This is a genomic window from Klebsiella sp. K-Nf6 (genome assembly GCF_002806655.1).
Classification (GTDB): Bacteria; Pseudomonadota; Gammaproteobacteria; order Enterobacterales; family Enterobacteriaceae; genus Klebsiella; species Klebsiella variicola.
The window spans coordinates 146,893-164,393 of sequence record NZ_PIBN01000005.1 but is presented as its reverse complement, the minus strand read 5'-3'; the positions used below and the strand labels follow the sequence as shown (position 1 = coordinate 164,393).

The following is a 17,501-nucleotide window of genomic DNA, read 5'->3' as shown; positions in this document are numbered from 1 at the left end:
GTAGCTAAGCCACAAAATGGCGCATATTGTAACCCTAAATACCCCATCCAGAGAAGATTGGATAACGCAACTTGCCAATGTTGTGACCAGTCCTGATGAACTGCTGCGTCTTTTAAATGTAGACGCTGATGAAAAACTGCTGGCCGGACGCGAGGCCAGACGCCTGTTCCCGCTGCGCGTCCCGCGCGCGTTTATCGCCCGCATGGAGAAAGGCAACCCTAACGATCCGCTGCTTCGTCAGGTACTTACCGCCGAGGAAGAATTTATCGTTGCCCCCGGTTACTCCACCGATCCGCTGGAAGAACAGCACAGTGTAGTGCCCGGTCTGCTGCACAAATATCGCAACCGGGCCCTGTTGCTGGTGAAAGGCGGTTGTGCAGTCAATTGCCGTTATTGTTTCCGCCGCCACTTCCCTTATGCCGAAAATCAGGGCACCAGGCGCAACTGGCAGACGGCGATGAACTACATAGCTGAGCATCCGCAGCTCGATGAAATCATCTTCTCCGGCGGCGACCCGCTGATGGCGAAGGATCATGAACTCGACTGGCTAATGACCCAGCTGGAAGCCATTCCGCACGTTAAGCGCCTGCGTATTCACAGCCGCTTGCCGATTGTGATCCCGGCGCGCATTACTGAGACGCTGGCCAGCCGCTTCCAGCGTTCGTCGCTGCAGGTAATTCTGGTTAACCACGTCAATCACGCGAATGAAATTGACGATGAGTTTCGCGCGTCGATGGCCATGCTGCGTCAGGCGGGGGTCACGTTGCTCAACCAGAGCGTGCTGCTGCGCGGGGTGAACGACAACGCGCAAGCGCTGGCCGACCTCAGCAATGCGCTGTTCGACGCCGGGGTAATGCCCTACTACCTGCACGTGCTGGATCGGGTGCAAGGGGCGGCACACTTCATGGTTAGCGATGATGAAGCACGTGAAATCATGCGTGAACTATTGACCCTTATCTCCGGCTATATGGTGCCGAAGCTGGCGCGAGAGATCGGCGGCGAACCCAGCAAGACACCGCTGGATTTAGGGCTGAAGCAGCGATAAACGTCAGATTCATTTGTCTGCCAGGACGGTCTGGCAGACAAGCCATATGGAGCCATTTCTCGCCAGGGGGTTAGGTAACCGGCTATCCGCTATCACATTACATGATAAATCCCTTTGCGACGAGCTACCGGTGTAGCACCAGCAGCACCACAATATTAATCACAATCATCACTACAATCAGCGTGGTTAACCAGGTGGGCATTTTAAAAGTCACCTGTAATCGTTCCGATTCTTTTCCTGCTATTTCCACTTTATTTTCTATCAAATTATCATGCTGACTCGCGACGTTTCTCGTTAATGGGATAACTAAACGATCATCATAATTAACATTCCCATCAGGAAGAACCTCGACAGCCTTATTATTTTGATAATGCGTTAATGTTACCCGGTTCATGTTTTCACACTCTTCATCAGAGAGAGGGATGATCAGGGTATCAGGTGAGACGCTGAACCCTTTTTGCCTTACGGTGATAATGATATCCGCCGACAGCCCCGCTTTGAGTAATGATTTTCGCAGCAAAGAGATATTTTGATAGAACGTATTTTGCGAAACTACTACGCCCCGGTTTTCCCAAACGGCAGCCAAAAACTCATCCCGCGAAATCACTTTGCCGCTATTCTGCAGGAGCAATAGCAAGCATCTGGCGGTGGGGGCGTTAAGGCTAACACTCTCACCATCGCCGGAAAGCGGCCGTAATTCATTCATACTGGCATTAAAGATAACTTCATGATTAATCATACATCCATTAAATAACACAGTTTCATCCATATCCCTGCCCCACGAAAAACCATTATCTATAATAAAATTCAATTAATTCAGTCAACTCATTCAATGAACATTATCACTTCAAACAGAAGCGAGCTCGGTTCACATTGACCGTCTCTGGACAGAATACTGCAGATAAAAAGACAAGCGACAATTATCTTGTTTAGTCACCACATTTTCAGATTAAATTCATCACAGTTGGAAGCGCCCTCGCATCAAAAACAGTGAATGTTAAATTCACGAGCGCTTCATAAAGAATTCACAAGCATTTTTTGCACCAGACTTTTAAATTACTCCCGCTTTCCCATGGCTCGCTATGGCAAGCGATATCATAGAGCCGACAATTATATTGGTAAATATCGAGCCCATCTCATTTTATCAAAATTATCAATGAATGATATGTCATTCACATGATAATGACTAATTATCGGTATCTATGCAGGACTAAGTAACTTTATATTTATATGGACTTGTAAAATGAAAAAAAATGCTAAGCTTCTCGCTGCATTCGTAGCTGCGTCAATCATCTCCTGCAACGCACTGGCGGCTGACGGTACCGTTCAGTTCACTGGTACTATCACTGATGCATCCTGCGAAACGCATATCGGCAGCCTGACTGGCGGCAGCAACGAAACCGTTGATCTGGGCATTGTACCTGTGAGCAGCTTCACTGGTGTTGGCTCAACTGCAGCACAAGGCGCTGGCTCCACTAATGTGAAGATCTTCCTGACCGAATGCCCGGCGGGCACTCCTACCCAAGCCAGCCTGAAGTTTGATGGTGCATATTACAATGGCGACAACAGCTACCTGGCACTGGACAGCGGTTCTACCGCATCCGGCGTTGCGATCCTGCTGTCTAACCCAAGCGGCAATGCGCTGAAACTGGGTGAAGCTTCTGAGCAGTTCACCTTGAACGTAGGCACCGGTAGCTCTACCGAGCTGAACTTCAAAGCAGCTTATATCCAGCGCGAAGCCACAATCTCTGCTGGTACTGCGAACTCTAGCGCTACCTTTACCATTAACTACTAATAATAGTTAAGATGTAATTTGTGCTCCCATACATGGGGGCACATCATCTTTAAATAAGCAGAGAAAATTATGCGTACTATTTTATCATTTTTCCTGTCAATAATGATGGTTCTTTTTCATATTACGAATGCCCAAGCGGGAGTTGTGATTGGCGGTACTCGCCTTGTGTACCCGGAAGGAAAAAAAGAGATAAATATTACTGTCGAGAATAAAGAAAACTTCCCTTATTTGATAAAAACATTCCTCGAGAAAGGAAGCATTGAAGCATCTTCTGGCTATTTTATGATCACGCCTCCACTCTTTCGTCTTGATGCTCAGCAAAAGAGCGTTTTACGCGTCTTCAACGCAAGCAATGCAATGCCAGCAGATCGAGAGTCACTTTTTTACTTTAACGTAACATCCATCCCAGCGGCGACAGATGAAGATGCGAAACAAAATACACTGCAAATCGCAGTGCGCAATCGGATGAAATTATTTTATCGGCCAAAGGCGCTTGCTGATGACACACCAGAAAATGTCACTAACAAATTAACTTGGGCAGTATCCGGAGGAAAACTCAAAGTCACAAACCCTACGGGTTATTACATGAACTTCTCTACTGTGAAAGTTAATAATGGATTAATAAAGGATGCGCTATTACTTGCGCCATTCTCCAGCACTGAATATGTACTTCCCAATGGAGTATCAAGTGGGACCGTAATCTGGAAGATCATAAACGACCAAGGTGGTATTGGTCCGGAACATAAAACCACATTATAAAAGTGCATAGACGGAAAAAAACAATAAGGCGATATTTGCTAATATAAAGGATTATGCAATGGTTTTTAAATTTAGATACACCACCTATTCTCTTGCGTTGATGAGTGCCTGTCTTACTTGCTTGAGTTCAAATGCCATTGCTCGAGACTTTTTCAACCCGGCATTTTTGAACGGTATGAATGGTTCGGACCAAGTACCGGATCTTTCAGCATTTGAGCATGAAAACTCACAGTCTCCGGGTAAGTATCGTGTTGATATAATTGTTAACGATGTATTTATAGATACTAGAGATGTTGAGTTTATTGCTAAAAACTCAGCTAGTGGTAAGAACAGCAATGCCCTTCAGCCATGTTTAGGTGTGAAAGATTTTCGTGGATTCGGTATTAGAACTGATTCATTTGCAAACTTAATTGATAATACACAAGGGTGCGCAGATATTTCAGTTATTCCTGAAGCGTCTTATGAATTTACTTTTAGCACGCAAACGTTAAGGTTTAGTTTACCGCAGGCGGCTCTCAGCCCGGCCATTCGTGGTTATGTGTCCCCGGATCAATTTGATGATGGCATCACAGCTTTGCTGATGAATTATCAGTTCAACGCTTCTAACAGCTATGCACGCCAGTCCAATATCAGCGACACCGAGAACTATAATCTCAATATGCAACCAGGTCTCAATCTGGGCCCATGGCGCTTGAGGAACTACACCACATGGAACAAGTCTGACAGCGGTTCAAGCTCAGGGGACTGGGATACAGTCTATACCTATGTAGAACGAAATATTCCAACAATTAAAAGCGTTTTAACGATGGGCGAAAGTTCATCAACTGCAGATATTTTTGATAGCGTTCCTTATACAGGTGCTCAGTTAGCCACCGACGACCAAATGGATGCCGATAGCATTCAGGGATATGCTCCTGTTGTTCGCGGGATCGCAAGAACGAATGCTAAAGTCTTAATTAAGCAAAACGGATATTTGATCTATCAATCTTATGTTCGTCCCGGTGCATTTGAAATTTCAGATATGTATTCCACTGGCGGTAGCGGTGACCTCTATGTCACGGTAGAAGAGTCAGATGGTAGTAGACAAGAATTCGTTGTACCCTATGCCTCTCTGCCGGTTCTGCGTCGCGAAGGTAGCCTGAAGTACAGTATCACCTCTGGGCAATATCGCCCCTACGATGGTGCCGTTGACGAAACACCATTTACACAAGCCACAGCCAGCTATGGTTTACCATATGGTGCTACCACGTTTGGAGGTTTTCAGTCATCCTCAAAATACCAGTCTGTTGCACTCGGCATTGGACAAAATATGGGTGACTTTGGTGCAGTATCCGTCGATGTCACACAAGCATGGTCAACATTAAAGAATCAGGATAAAACATCAGGTCAATCCTGGCGTATACGATATAGTAAAAATTTAACCGATATCGGAACAAACTTATCTATTGCTGGTTATCGTTACTCAACGTCTGGTTATAATACTTTAGGTGATGTGTTAAATAGTTATCGCAATAGCGGAAGTTATTCATACGACCGTGTTCGTAATAGAACAGAAGCGACAATTAGTCAGAATATGGGTCGTTCATTGGGCTCCTTAACACTCAATGGTGTGGTTGAAGATTACTGGAATGAAGATCGCCGTAACACTTCTCTCAGTGTTGGCTATAATAACACCTGGAAATGGATTAATTATTCACTGAATTACTCATATAACAGGTCTTCACAAATCAATGGCGACTCGAATCGACACTATGATAGCGATAAGCTATTCTCACTCACATTAAGTCTACCATTTAGCAGTTTGTCACCAAACACGTGGGCAACGTATTCAATGAACACGGCGAACCCGGGCTCAACGTCTAACAGCGTTGGGTTGAATGGAACGGCCTTGGCTGATAATAATTTAAGCTGGAACGTTCAACAGTCTTATGATAACGACCAATATGCTAGCGGCAGTGCTGGCATGGATTATAGTGGCACTTATGGTGAAGTTTTTGGTAGCTATGACTACGATCACAATGCGCAACGTATCAACTATGGCGCGTCAGGCAGTCTTGTGCTTCATGAAAATGGTTTAACTCTTGGGCAACAATTGGGCGACACTGCAGCTCTGGTAAAAGCACCAGGAGTAGCTGATACCCGGATATTAAATGAAACCGGCGTAAAAACAGACTTCCGCGGATATGCCATTGTCCCGTATCTGACGCCTTATCGTTATAATGAAATTATGTTGGATAGCGAAACTTTTGCTGATGACGTCGATATGGACATTACAGCTCAAAAAGTTGTTCCAACCCGTGGTGCTATATCCAGAGCAAACTTTAGTGGTAATGTTGGATTTAGAGCAATCATTAGATTGGTTGATACTTTAAATAATCCTTTGCCTTTCGGTGCCACTGTATCTGACCCTGCCCAGGAAAATTATAGCAGCATTGTTAACGATAATGGCATGGTATACCTTACTGGCCTTCAAGAGACTGGCTCGTTGAAAGTGCAATGGGGTAAAAAATCGACTCAAATGTGTACTGCTGCATTCTCATTACAAACTGCTTCGCAGAACGCAGGGATAACACAGTCTCAAGCGGTTTGCCGCTAATCGGATGCGATAAAAGGATATTGAGCATGAGAGTTACTAGAACCAATATATTGCATATAAGCCTGTTGCTCGCGGCTACGTCTCTGACTATCGGCAAGGCGCAGGCGGCAGATTGCTCTGTCAGTGCTGGTCGAGCAAATGTCACCATTAATTCACTCAAAATCGACCCCAATGCACCGGTTGGTAGCGTATTAAAAGTACAGATTGTAAATACTCGAAATAATCCCGCCTCCTTTAACTGTGGAACGCAGGCGCTGTGGTATGGGTCAACGATGGGTTCTACTTTTAGTACAGAATCTGCTGTTTCGGGAGTCTATGAAACAGGACTAACTGGTATCGGTATCCGCGTTACGGATATTGTTTATCGCTCACAGTATGCCCCCTATACACAGAGTCCGGCTTTGGGAAAATGGGACGGCAACGATGCCACTGGTACGGTAAAGATAGAGATTATTAAAACAGGTGAAATCCCTGCTACCAATAAAGGAAAATTTAAAACAGGTACGCTGGTTACTGCCAAAGTTAACTCACGTGCAACTCCGGTTGGTGCCAAGCAATTTTATGAAATCTATATCTCCAATGGGCCCTCCGGCGGCTGGACGGCGAAAAGTTGTACTTTAAGTAACTCAAACCGTAACCAGACAGTACAGATGGGGACTATCAGCAAAAGTGATTTTAACAGTGGTGGCTACGGTCCTGTAAAAAATTTCAAGCTGGTGATTAACTGCCCCGATGGCATCCCTACCGATGCGCCGGTGAAAATTTCCTTCGAGCGAATGACATCTGGTGCAACTGATGGTTTTATGGATGTTGATTCAACAGTCGCCAATGCAGCCCAGAACGTAGGCGTTGAGGTGCGTGATAACAATAACACCTTGCTGAAATTTTCTTCGGATTACACCTACACGAGTTCCAGTGTTAGTAACAAAGAACTCACGCTTCCAATGACTGCCAGGTATAAGGCTGCAACCACCGTCGGTAACATTGGCCCAGGCACGGCAAATACCGGAATGACGGTTACCATCGATCAGGATTGATATACAACCCTAATAATAAAACCCTCATCTATTGCTGAGGGTTTTATTTTCGATGAATTTTGAGTGTGAAGTATTAATTCACATTGCATGATAATACAACATCCTTTAGTTTTATGCGGGTTTTTCCGAACCATGATACAAGTTGTCGCTATGATCTTACCAGTCGCGAATATTCGTATTATTGTTCAAATAATATTTATATTAGCTATAGCTGTAAGGAGCATTTCTCCAGCTCTCTAAAATGGAGATATCAATTTTAAATTTTAAAGGAAATAAAAATGAAAGAATTATCAATTATCGAAATGGATTACGTCTCCGGGGCTGCGGACACCCCGGGATGGGGCACCGGCTATCACTGGGATTTCAGCTCTGTTGAAAGCACCCTTGCCACTATCGCCAACAATGGATGGCAGGCTATTGCCGGTCTGATCGCTGGCGGCGTGGGTGGAACGCTCGGCGGCATAGCGGCCGGGGCTGCTATCGGTGGTAATACCGGCGGCAATCTCGGCTTCGGCCTGCTTGGTGCCCTGGGTGGTGCCATCGTCGGCGGCATTGCAGGCCTGATTGGCGGCCTGACCGCGGGCTTCTTTGGCGGTTTTGATACCGTTGCTCAGATTGCCGAAGACGTACTGTATGCGGCCTTCAACGGCACACTTGTATTCTGGTAAGTAAAGCATCACTTAAAGCTTCGCAACACTCTTAGTGCAAAGGAAATCGCAATGAAAGAATTATCAATTATCGAAATGGATTACGTCTCCGGGGCTGCGGACACCCCGGGATGGGGCACCGGCTATCACTGGGATTTCAGCTCTGTTGAAAGCACCCTTGCCACTATCGCCAACAATGGATGGCAGGCTATTGCCGGTCTGATCGTTGGCGGCGTGGGTGGAACGCTCGGCGGCATAGCGGCCGGGGCTGCTATCGGTGGTAATACCGGCGGCAATCTCGGCTTCGGCCTGCTTGGTGCCCTGGGTGGTGCCATCGTCGGCGGCATTGCAGGCCTGATTGGCGGCCTGACCGCGGGCTTCTTTGGCGGTTTTGATACCGTTGCTCAGATTGCTGAAGACGTGCTGTATGCGGGCTTCAACGGCACACTTGTGTTCTGGTAAGTCTGAACTAATAAACACTATTAAGGCCCGTTTGCGGGCCTTTTCTCTCCTCACTGAAAAAGTAGACGCACATGGCCCAAAATATTTATCGCAAGGAAGCGATCGAATATAAAAAATATCATTGGAAAGGCAAAGCACTCCTGTTGGCAGGGATGCCTGCCTGGCTTATTACCCTGCTAGGTTGCACATTTTTAATCGTTCTGGTTTTCATGCTGGTTTTTTTTAATTATACCCAGAGAATTAATGTTTATGGTGAAGTTGTCACATTACCACACTCCATCAACGTATTTGCTCCCCAGCAGGGTTTTGTTGTTAAACAATTTGTGAACATTGGTGATGTTGTCAAGAAAGGGACGCCATTGTATGAACTTGACGTCTCCAGGCATACCACGAGTGGAAATGTTAGCCTGGCTATGGTGGAAGTGATAGACGAAAAAATTAGTAATGCTAAAGAGATCATCCAAAAAATTACTGAGAATAAAAAAGAAACAGTAGATGCGCTTACTGAACAACTTGCTAGCGTCGAGTCCTCACTACATGAAACTGTACGCATGCTGGCAAATACTCAGTCTGGTCTGAAAAAAATGCGCACCAACCTTTCCAGTTATGATGATTATCTAAGTAAGGGATTAATTACCAAAGATCAATATAACTATCAGCATAACCTTTATTTCCAGCAGCAGAGTTCGTATCAATCTCTTACCAGCCAAAAGATGCAACTTGAGACGCAGTTAACACAGCTTAAAAGTGATATGGTAACTAAATCCGCTGATTTTGATAATCAGATTTCCAGTCAAAAAAACCAAATCAATGATTATAAAAACCAACGTGTCGAGTCTAGCGCAAACGACAATGCTATCATTAAAGCAACTGCCGACGGAAAAATAGAATCATTAGCAGTGACTCGCGGTCAAATGGTTGATCGTGGCAGCAGCCTGGCACAAATTAAGCCCATTGGGAATGTTGAGTATTATCTAATGCTTTGGTTACCTAACAATAGCATTCCCTATATCAAGGTTGGGGATACCATAAATATACGTTATGAAGCATTCCCTTCAGACAAATTTGGACAGTTTCCGGGTAAAGTGGCGACTATTTCAACGGTTCCTGCCTCGCGTCAAGAGTTGCAAGAATATACGAATGTTGTTAATTCAGCTAATCAGCAAGATATTACTTTATATAAAGCGCTGGTTTCTATAGAAGACAGCTCATTTGTTTACAATGATAAAGTATTAACTCTTTCTAATGGGCTTAAAGCTGAGGCAACAGTTTTTCTTGAGGAACGACCGCTTTATATGTGGATGTTTACTCCTTTCTATAAAATCTCTCACAGTGTTAATGGGCCGCTCAATGATTAACGAAATATTTAATAAAATAACTTCTCGCGTAAATTTTTCGTTACGTCGTAAGGTCCCGATTATATTGCAATCTGAAGGTTCAGAATGTGGCATAGCCTGTCTGGCGATGATATGTGGCTATCATGGCCTGGAAATTGATTTATTTAACTTCCGTCATCGCTTCGGTAGCGCCTCACAAGGTGCTACACTGCTATCCCTTAGCAAAACAGCTGAGCAAGCGCAACTCAAAAGTCGAGCATTGTCACTCGATCTTGATGAGATTCAACAACTAAAACTACCCTGTATTTTGCATTGGGATTTAAATCATTACGTAGTACTAATAAAACGCAAAAAAAACAGTTTTATTATTCACGATCCGGCGATGGGTAAACGTGTTATTGGCATGAAAGAAATGTCAAATCATTTTACCGGTGTTGCACTTGAATTATGGCCCGATAATAACTTTCAGCAGGAAAAAGCCAAAAGTCGTTTACGGCTTATTGACTTGATGAAAAATATCAGCGGGCTAAAAAATGCTTTACTGAAAATTTTTGCTTATTCAATAGTCGTTGAGGCTATCAACCTGCTATTACCTATTGGTACCCAGCTGGTGACTGACCATGTGATTATTGCTCACGATGAGAGCCTTTTGGCTGTCATCTGTATCGGTTTAGTCATGTTCACGCTATTTCGTACATTCATCAGTATGCTGCGTGCATGGACATCTTTAACACTAAATACCTTAACCAGTATCCAATGGAAAACGACGCTGTTTGATCATTTAATGAGTCTGCCACTCTCTTTCTTTGAAAAGCGGCACCTGGGTGATATTCAATCACGTTTTTCATCACTGGATACGATTCGCTCAACGTTTACTAATAGCATCATCTCTGGCTTGATAGACCTGATTATGACAATCGGCTTAATCATCATGCTGACGCTGTATGGCGGATGGTTGGTCTGGGTAGTGATCGGGTTTACTCTGTGTTACGCCATCATGCGTCTGGCGACTTATCAGTTCTATCGCCGAGTGGCGGAAGAGCAGGTTGTAAAAGGCGCGCGTTCCAGCTCGCATTTTATGGAATCATTATATGGCATATCAACGATCAAGGCTCTCGATCTAAAAGGTCGACGTTCGGAACATTGGCTCAATATAAATATTGAAGCCTGTAATGCGGGTATTAAACAAACACGCTTCGATATGCTATTCGGCGGGATAAACACCCTAATCACATCAATAGACCAGGTTGTTATCCTGTGGTTAGGAGCAGTTATGGTTATCGATAACGAAATGACGCTTGGGATGTTCATGGCATTTAATGCCTTCCGTGGCCAGTTTTCACAACGGGCTTCAAGCCTGGTGGACTTAAGTATGCAGTTACGCATGCTCTCTTTACATAATGAACGTCTTTCTGAAATCGTTTTTACCGAGCCTGAAAAAGAACTCCCGGCCCGCCGTATATTTGAGGAGAATCGAGGTGTCGCCCTCAACGTTCAAAACTTGAGCTATCAATATGATCCGTTTACGAAACCAATCTTCAGCGATCTTAATATAAATGTTCTCCCGGGCGAATCAATTGCGCTGGTCGGTCCCTCAGGTATTGGTAAAACGACGCTTTTGAAAGTGATGTGTGGTCTTCTGACCCCAACTCATGGGGAAGTCGTTGTTGAAGGTTTAGATATATCAAAAATTGGTTTAAATAACTATCGTATGAGTACAGCTTGTGTATTGCAGGAAGATCGCCTGTTTTCTGGCTCTATTGCGGATAACATTTGTAGTTTTGAAGATAACCCTGATATGGATTTTGTTATGCACTGTGCCAAACTCAGCAACATTCATGATGAGATTATGAAGATGCCAATGGGGTACGAAACACTTGTTGGGGAATTAGGTTTGGGGATATCTGGTGGACAGAAACAACGTCTGCTTATCGCCCGCGCACTTTATCGTAAGCCTAATATTTTATTTATGGATGAGGCCACAAGTCACTTAGATTTAGCTAACGAATCATATATTAACCAGTCAATATCATCATTAAGCATTACGCGTATTATTGTAGCACACAGGCCATCAACTATTGCTTCTGCAGATAGAATCATCGATCTCTCTAGCAAGAACATTAATAAATAATTGTTAATCTCAAGGAAGGAGAAAAATGAGTAATATAATTAGAGGTATTAATACCGGAACTATCATGCATGAAGAAAACTTGCTTGCAATTGTCATCAAGGTTCGCAATAGAGAGGGTATTGATGAAGCTTATACTATGCAGCATACTGTCATTCGTGATTTTTTATTAATCATACAGAATAGATTAATGGCGGTGATGGAGAAGTTACAAATAGACGGTGATAAATATAAAGCTGTGCTGATCGCTGAAAACCAAGAGCTTATTAGCAATATTCCAACTATGCAACTAGAAGATGTCGAATGCCCTGACCCTGCAAAACGCATCATGTCAATCGCTTTAAAAAAAGATAGCGAAACATTCACTATCATCTGTGCATTACAAAGTGAGCAAATTATTACTCTACGCTTTAGCAATGGTCAGTCTGAGTTTATCATGCGGGCAATACTCCAGGCGCTACAGAACTCCGGTGATAAAGAAGCGATACTTCATTTCAGTGGAACTCTGGATTTTATTATGCTATACGACTGCGAACTTGATGAAAGCGCAACCATGAATTATCAACACTATACTCATGATGAATGGCGTAAGGCTTTATTTCCCAATCATGTCGCCATTCTGTTCAGTTACCATACCGACGATGGCGAGAAGCTGCTGTGTGGATGTATCGTAAAAACGTATCTCACTGCCAAAGATCAGCAAATTCAAAATGTTGCATTACGTATAATGCATCTTATCCCTAAATTTCGAGGATATAACGACAAACACAAGATAAAGCGGACTTTTATGCATGACATCTCCGCCGAAGACTACCAGACGTTATCGGCTGAACAGGGCTTAAAGTTCCTGCAAAATTACTATCTGGAAACTAAAGCATCTTTAGGGATTGAATAATACTACGCCTCTCTCTGCGCTCGCAGAGAGAGGCGTCACGCATCAGTTCGGGCACTTATAAACCTGGCCGTTCATTTCGCTGTCGGTAGGCACAAAGCTCGACAGCAGGTTTTGCGTCGGGCTGCTGACGCCGTAAATCACGTTGCCACCCATTGCTGCTGCCTGGTTACGCAGAGCGTTCGCCGCACCGCGCATGGAACCACCCTCATCGCCATTCTGGCCGGAGAGCCAGTTGCTCTGTTTACCCGTCGCGGTCCCTAACAGCTGACACTCTGCGCCCGGTTTCTCCTGCACGAAACGCACATTCTGGCCGGCAGAGGTTAATTCATTGCTGGAACTGCAACCTGCCAACAGTAAGGCTGCGCCGACAATCCCTGCTAAATATTTTACCTGCATGTTATTCCCCATGATCGATGAGCTGGACGCACTGGCCCGGATGTAAACCTGTCATCCTTCAAACTGCGTCGGCATGAGCCGCGTTCATTCCCTCCCCGGTCGCGCTTGTCAGTTCACGCCCGAAACGGAGGTGCTTGCCGCTCTGATGCAGCTTAAATGATTTTTATGTATAAGCCTTATACTAAAAAGCGCGCCAAAAGAAAAACCCCCAGCCATTGCTGGCCAGGGGTTTCTGCTTTTTTAAGCCGTAGAGCGCACGATTACATCATGCCGCCCATACCGCCCATGCCGCCCATGCCGCCAGCAGCACCTAAGTCAGGCGCGTCGCCTTTCGGCAGGTCGGTCACCATGCACTCGGTGGTGATCATCAGACCAGCCACGGAAGCTGCGTACTGCAGAGCAGAACGGGTCACTTTGGTTGGGTCCAGGATACCGAAGTCGATCATGTTGCCGTATTCTTCAGTTGCCGCGTTGTAACCATAGTTACCGTCGCCTGCTTTCACTTTGTTAGCTACAACAGACGGCTCTTCACCGGCGTTGGACACGATCTGACGCAGCGGTGCTTCCATTGCGCGCAGCGCAACTTTGATACCGACGTTCTGATCTTCGTTCTGAGCAGTCAGGCCAGCCAGTTTAGCCGCAACGCGAACCAGCGCTACGCCACCACCAGCCACCACGCCTTCTTCAACCGCAGCACGGGTCGCGTGCAGGGCGTCGTCAACGCGTGCTTTTTTCTCTTTCATTTCAACTTCGGTAGCCGCACCGACTTTGATTACTGCCACGCCGCCAGCCAGTTTAGCTACGCGCTCCTGCAGTTTTTCACGGTCGTAATCGGAGGTTGCTTCTTCGATCTGCTTACGGATCTGAGCTACGCGGCCCTGAATTGCGGATTCTTCGCCAACGCCATCGATGATGGTGGTGGTGTCTTTGTTGATAACCACGCGTTTTGCCTGACCCAGGTCTTCCAGAGTCGCTTTTTCCAGCTCCATACCGATCTCTTCAGAGATAACGGTACCGCCAGTCAGCGTCGCGATGTCTTGCAGCATAGCTTTACGACGGTCGCCGAAGCCCGGTGCTTTCACCGCAGCCACTTTAACGATACCGCGCATGGTGTTAACCACCAGAGTCGCCAGCGCTTCACCTTCAACGTCTTCAGCGATGATAACCAGCGGTTTGCCAGCTTTCGCTACGGCTTCCAGAACCGGCAGCATTTCGCGGATGTTGGAGATTTTTTTGTCAGCCAGCAGGATGAACGGGCTTTCCAGCTCAACAGCACCGGTGTCCGGTTTGTTGATGAAGTACGGAGACAGGTAGCCGCGGTCGAACTGCATACCTTCAACCACGTCCAGTTCGTCTTCCAGACCGGTACCGTCTTCAACGGTGATAACGCCTTCTTTACCAACTTTATCCATCGCTTCAGCGATCAGTTTACCTACGGTTTCGTCGGAGTTAGCGGAGATGGTACCAACCTGAGCAATGGCTTTAGAGTCAGAGCACGGTACGGACAGCGCTTTCAGTTCTTCAACGGCGGCAACGACAGCTTTGTCGATACCACGTTTCAGATCCATCGGGTTCATGCCCGCCGCAACGGCTTTCAGGCCTTCTGCGATGATAGCCTGAGCCAGTACGGTCGCGGTGGTGGTACCGTCGCCTGCCGCGTCGTTCGCTTTAGAGGCAACTTCTTTCACCATCTGTGCGCCCATGTTTTCGAACTTGTCTTCCAGTTCGATTTCACGAGCAACGGAAACGCCATCTTTAGTGATGGTCGGCGCGCCGAAGGATTTGTCCAGAACCACGTTACGGCCTTTCGGGCCCAGGGTCACTTTAACTGCATCTGCCAGTACGTTTACGCCGCGCAGCATTTTTACACGAGCGTCGTTACCGAATTTTACGTCTTTTGCTGCCATTTCTTTTATTCCTCAAATTCGTTCAGGGTCGTGCGAATTACGCTTCAACAATTGCCAGGATGTCGCTTTCGGACATGATCAGCACTTCTTCGTTGTCGATCTTCTCAGACTTCACGCCGTAGCCATCGTTGAAAATCACGATGTCACCAACTTTAACGTCCAGCGGCTGCACAGTTCCGTTTTCCAGGATGCGGCCTTTACCGACAGCGATGATTTCGCCACGAGTTGATTTAGCTGCCGCAGAACCGGTCAGAACGATGCCGCCTGCAGATTTGGTTTCAACTTCTTTACGTTTGACGATCACACGATCATGTAACGGACGAATACTCATTGATAGCTCTCCTTCGAGAAAGTCATTATCAGTTATGGGTGACGCCGGGCCGAACGCGGTTTACCGGCTAGTGCTGAGAGAGATGGGGGTGGCCATTTCCCGCTTCAAGGGCAAAATCAAAAAAAATTTTTTCCTTTGCGCTAGCGCGCAAAAAGCGGCGCTATCGGCCAACGCGTCATAAGGAAAAGCGATTGTGATACTCTCTTTTTTTTCACTGGCGCAGGATGGAATCATGAGTGGTTTAAAACAGGAGTTGGGGCTGGGACAGGGAGTCGGGTTGCTTTCTACCTCATTGCTGGGCACCGGCGTCTTCGCCGTTCCGGCGCTGGCGGCGCTGGTCGCTGGCGATAACAGTCTGTGGGCATGGCCGCTCCTCATTCTCCTTGTTTTCCCGATTGCCATCGTCTTTGCCCTGCTGGGCCGTCATTTTCCCAGCGCGGGCGGCGTGGCCCATTTTGTCGATATGGCGTTTGGCCCACGTCTGGCCAGCGTGACCGGTTGGTTGTTTTTATCGGTTATCCCGGTCGGGCTCCCCGCCGCGCTACACATCGCCACCGGCTTTGGCCAGGCGCTGTTCGGCTGGCATGACGCCCAACTACTGCTGGCGGAGCTGGGCACCCTGGCCATTGTCTGGTGGGTTGGTTCGCGTGGCGCCAGCTCCAGCGCCAACCTGCAGACGCTGGTTGCCATACTGATAGTGGCGCTGATCGCCGCCGTCTGGTGGCGCGGTGGAATAAGTCCGGCGCAGATCCCCTTCCCCGCCCTGACGGAGATCGACCGCGGCCAGCTCTTCTCCGCGCTGTCGGTCATGTTCTGGTGCTTCGTCGGTCTGGAAGCTTTTGCCCACCTGGCCTCGGAATTCAAGCATCCCGAGCGCGATTTTCCCCGCGCGCTGATGATAGGCCTGCTGCTTGCCGGCTCGGTCTACTGGGCCTGTACCGTGCTGGTGTTGCACTTCCACGCCTTTGGCGAGGAGATGGCGGCGGCCGCGTCACTACCGAACATCGTTGTCCGTCTGTTCGGCGTCGAAGCACTGTGGGTGGCCTGCGTCATCGGCTATCTCGCCTGTTTCGCCAGCCTCAACATCTATATTCAAAGCTTCGCCCGCCTGGTCTGGTCGCAGGCGCAGCATAAGCCACAGAGCTACCTCGCACGGCTGTCGCCGCGGCAGATCCCGCGCAACGCCCTCAACGCCGTGCTGGGCTCCTGCGTAGTCAGCACCTTGTGTATCTATTTGCTCGATATCAATCTGGACGCGCTGATCGTCTATGCCAACGGCATTTTCATCATGATCTATCTGCTGTGCATGCTGGCGGGATGTCGTTTGCTGCGCGGGCGCTATCGGCTATTGGCGGTGGTGGGCAGCATTCTTTGTCTGCTGCTGCTGGCGATGGTCGGCTGGAAGAGTCTGTACGCGCTGGTGATGCTGGCGGGGCTGTGGCTGTTTTTACCCAGGCGCAAGCTGGCGACAGGCAGCGTGTAAGCCTGGAAAGAAAGCGGCCCGGTCGCATCTGCTGACCGGGCCGGGCGTGTATTAATCGCGGCGATCGTCCTTATGGTCCAGACGGTCGCGCTGTTCATCCTTGCGCTGGAATTCCCCTTCGAAGGTCTCTCCAGCGCCAGTTCCGGCGCTAAAGCCGCCGCCCGGCATCCGACTGAAGCGCAGATGCGGCATCAGCTTCATCGTCAGGTGCTTCTGCACTGGAGGCAGCAACAGCAGCAGGCCGAGGAAGTCGGTAAAGAATCCCGGGAGCAACAGCAGCAGACCGGCGATAATCAGTGAAACGCTCTTGATCATCTCCGCCGCCGGGCTCTCGCCCGCGGCCATCTTCTGCTGCATCAGCAGGAAGTTTTTGAAGCCCTGGTTACGCACCAGCGACATCCCCACCACCGAGCTAAAGATCACCAGGATCAGCGTCATAAAGACGCCCAGCACGTGCGCTACCTGGATAAAGATCGATATCTCAATGTAAACGTAAAGAAAAAAGGCAATAAACGGAATCCAACGCACCGGCGTCTCCTTCATCAACGGGCGCTGCGTTCAGCGCCCGTAGTCATCAATTTGCTGATCGCATCCCACTAAGATGGGGATGCTGCGCGGCTTTTCAATCAGCGGAAATGCTTATTTTTTCCAGGAATAGGAAAGCGGTGACCCATTTCACAGAT

Annotated in this window: 16 protein-coding genes; 11 read left to right on the top strand and 5 right to left on the bottom strand. The window is 47.4% G+C overall.

Annotated features, from left to right (window positions below; genetic code table 11):
* Positions 1-16 precede the first annotated feature (16 nt).
* Positions 17-1,045: an EF-P beta-lysylation protein EpmB gene (gene epmB, locus CWM61_RS10875; RefSeq protein WP_074387293.1), complete on the top strand. Its 1,029-nt coding sequence runs from the start codon at positions 17-19 to the stop codon at positions 1,043-1,045.
* Between the two features lie 124 nt (positions 1,046-1,169).
* Here epmB and CWM61_RS10870 read toward each other — a convergent pair whose 3' ends face one another.
* Entirely contained in the window at positions 1,170-1,814 is a 645-nt protein-coding gene (locus CWM61_RS10870; RefSeq protein WP_100631229.1) for a winged helix-turn-helix domain-containing protein, read from the bottom strand.
* A gap of 474 nt (positions 1,815-2,288) precedes the next feature.
* Here CWM61_RS10870 and CWM61_RS10865 point away from each other — a divergent pair, with 474 nt between their 5' ends.
* The 9 genes from CWM61_RS10865 to yjeJ all read left to right on the top strand — a co-directional run bounded on the left by CWM61_RS10865 (position 2,289) and on the right by yjeJ (position 12,701).
* Positions 2,289-2,840 (top strand): fimbrial protein, encoded by a 552-nt coding sequence (locus CWM61_RS10865; protein WP_100631228.1) that lies wholly within the window; start codon positions 2,289-2,291, stop codon positions 2,838-2,840.
* Positions 2,841-2,909: 69 nt separating this feature from the next.
* Positions 2,910-3,599, top strand: a complete 690-nt coding sequence (locus CWM61_RS10860) for a molecular chaperone (protein WP_074387295.1) — start codon at positions 2,910-2,912, stop codon at positions 3,597-3,599.
* A 58-nt stretch (positions 3,600-3,657) separates the two neighbouring features.
* Positions 3,658-6,195: a fimbria/pilus outer membrane usher protein gene (locus CWM61_RS10855; protein WP_074387296.1), complete on the top strand. Its 2,538-nt coding sequence runs from the start codon at positions 3,658-3,660 to the stop codon at positions 6,193-6,195.
* Between the two features lie 26 nt (positions 6,196-6,221).
* A complete protein-coding gene (locus tag CWM61_RS10850) occupies positions 6,222-7,232 on the top strand; it encodes a fimbrial protein (RefSeq protein ID WP_074387297.1) in 1,011 nt (336 codons plus the stop codon).
* A 278-nt stretch (positions 7,233-7,510) separates the two neighbouring features.
* Positions 7,511-7,900, top strand: coding sequence for a hypothetical protein (locus CWM61_RS10845; RefSeq protein ID WP_100631227.1), 390 nt, complete (start codon positions 7,511-7,513; stop codon positions 7,898-7,900).
* A gap of 51 nt (positions 7,901-7,951) precedes the next feature.
* Positions 7,952-8,341, top strand: a complete 390-nt coding sequence (locus CWM61_RS10840; protein WP_100631226.1) for a hypothetical protein — start codon at positions 7,952-7,954, stop codon at positions 8,339-8,341.
* Between the two features lie 71 nt (positions 8,342-8,412).
* Positions 8,413-9,699 carry an HlyD family secretion protein gene (locus CWM61_RS10835; protein WP_077268437.1) on the top strand — a complete coding sequence of 429 codons (1,287 nt, stop codon included), beginning with the start codon at positions 8,413-8,415 and terminating at the stop codon, positions 9,697-9,699.
* Entirely contained in the window at positions 9,692-11,809 is a 2,118-nt protein-coding gene (locus CWM61_RS10830) for a peptidase domain-containing ABC transporter (RefSeq protein ID WP_074387301.1), read from the top strand. The genes CWM61_RS10835 and CWM61_RS10830 overlap by 8 nt, the downstream gene beginning before the upstream one ends.
* A 25-nt stretch (positions 11,810-11,834) precedes the next feature.
* A complete protein-coding gene (yjeJ, locus tag CWM61_RS10825) occupies positions 11,835-12,701 on the top strand; it encodes a YjeJ family protein (protein WP_100631225.1) in 867 nt (288 codons plus the stop codon).
* Between the two features lie 42 nt (positions 12,702-12,743).
* On the opposite strand, the gene CWM61_RS10820 is transcribed toward yjeJ, so the two are convergent.
* The 3 genes from CWM61_RS10820 to CWM61_RS10810 form a co-directional block, all read right to left on the bottom strand.
* A complete protein-coding gene (locus CWM61_RS10820) occupies positions 12,744-13,097 on the bottom strand; it encodes a DUF4156 domain-containing protein (protein ID WP_004152419.1) in 354 nt (117 codons plus the stop codon).
* Positions 13,098-13,357: 260 nt separating this feature from the next.
* Positions 13,358-15,004 (bottom strand): chaperonin GroEL, encoded by a 1,647-nt coding sequence (gene groL, locus CWM61_RS10815; RefSeq protein WP_074387303.1) that lies wholly within the window; start codon positions 15,002-15,004, stop codon positions 13,358-13,360.
* A gap of 37 nt (positions 15,005-15,041) precedes the next feature.
* Positions 15,042-15,335 (bottom strand): co-chaperone GroES, encoded by a 294-nt coding sequence (locus CWM61_RS10810; RefSeq protein WP_003855929.1) that lies wholly within the window; start codon positions 15,333-15,335, stop codon positions 15,042-15,044.
* Positions 15,336-15,567: 232 nt separating this feature from the next.
* Between CWM61_RS10810 and yjeH the strand changes: the two genes are divergently transcribed.
* Positions 15,568-16,818, top strand: coding sequence for an L-methionine/branched-chain amino acid transporter (gene yjeH, locus CWM61_RS10805; protein ID WP_061156056.1), 1,251 nt, complete (start codon positions 15,568-15,570; stop codon positions 16,816-16,818).
* A gap of 51 nt (positions 16,819-16,869) precedes the next feature.
* Here the strand turns inward: yjeH and CWM61_RS10800 are convergent, their stop codons facing one another.
* Positions 16,870-17,346 (bottom strand): FxsA family protein, encoded by a 477-nt coding sequence (locus CWM61_RS10800; RefSeq protein WP_061156057.1) that lies wholly within the window; start codon positions 17,344-17,346, stop codon positions 16,870-16,872.
* Positions 17,347-17,501 lie beyond the last annotated feature (155 nt).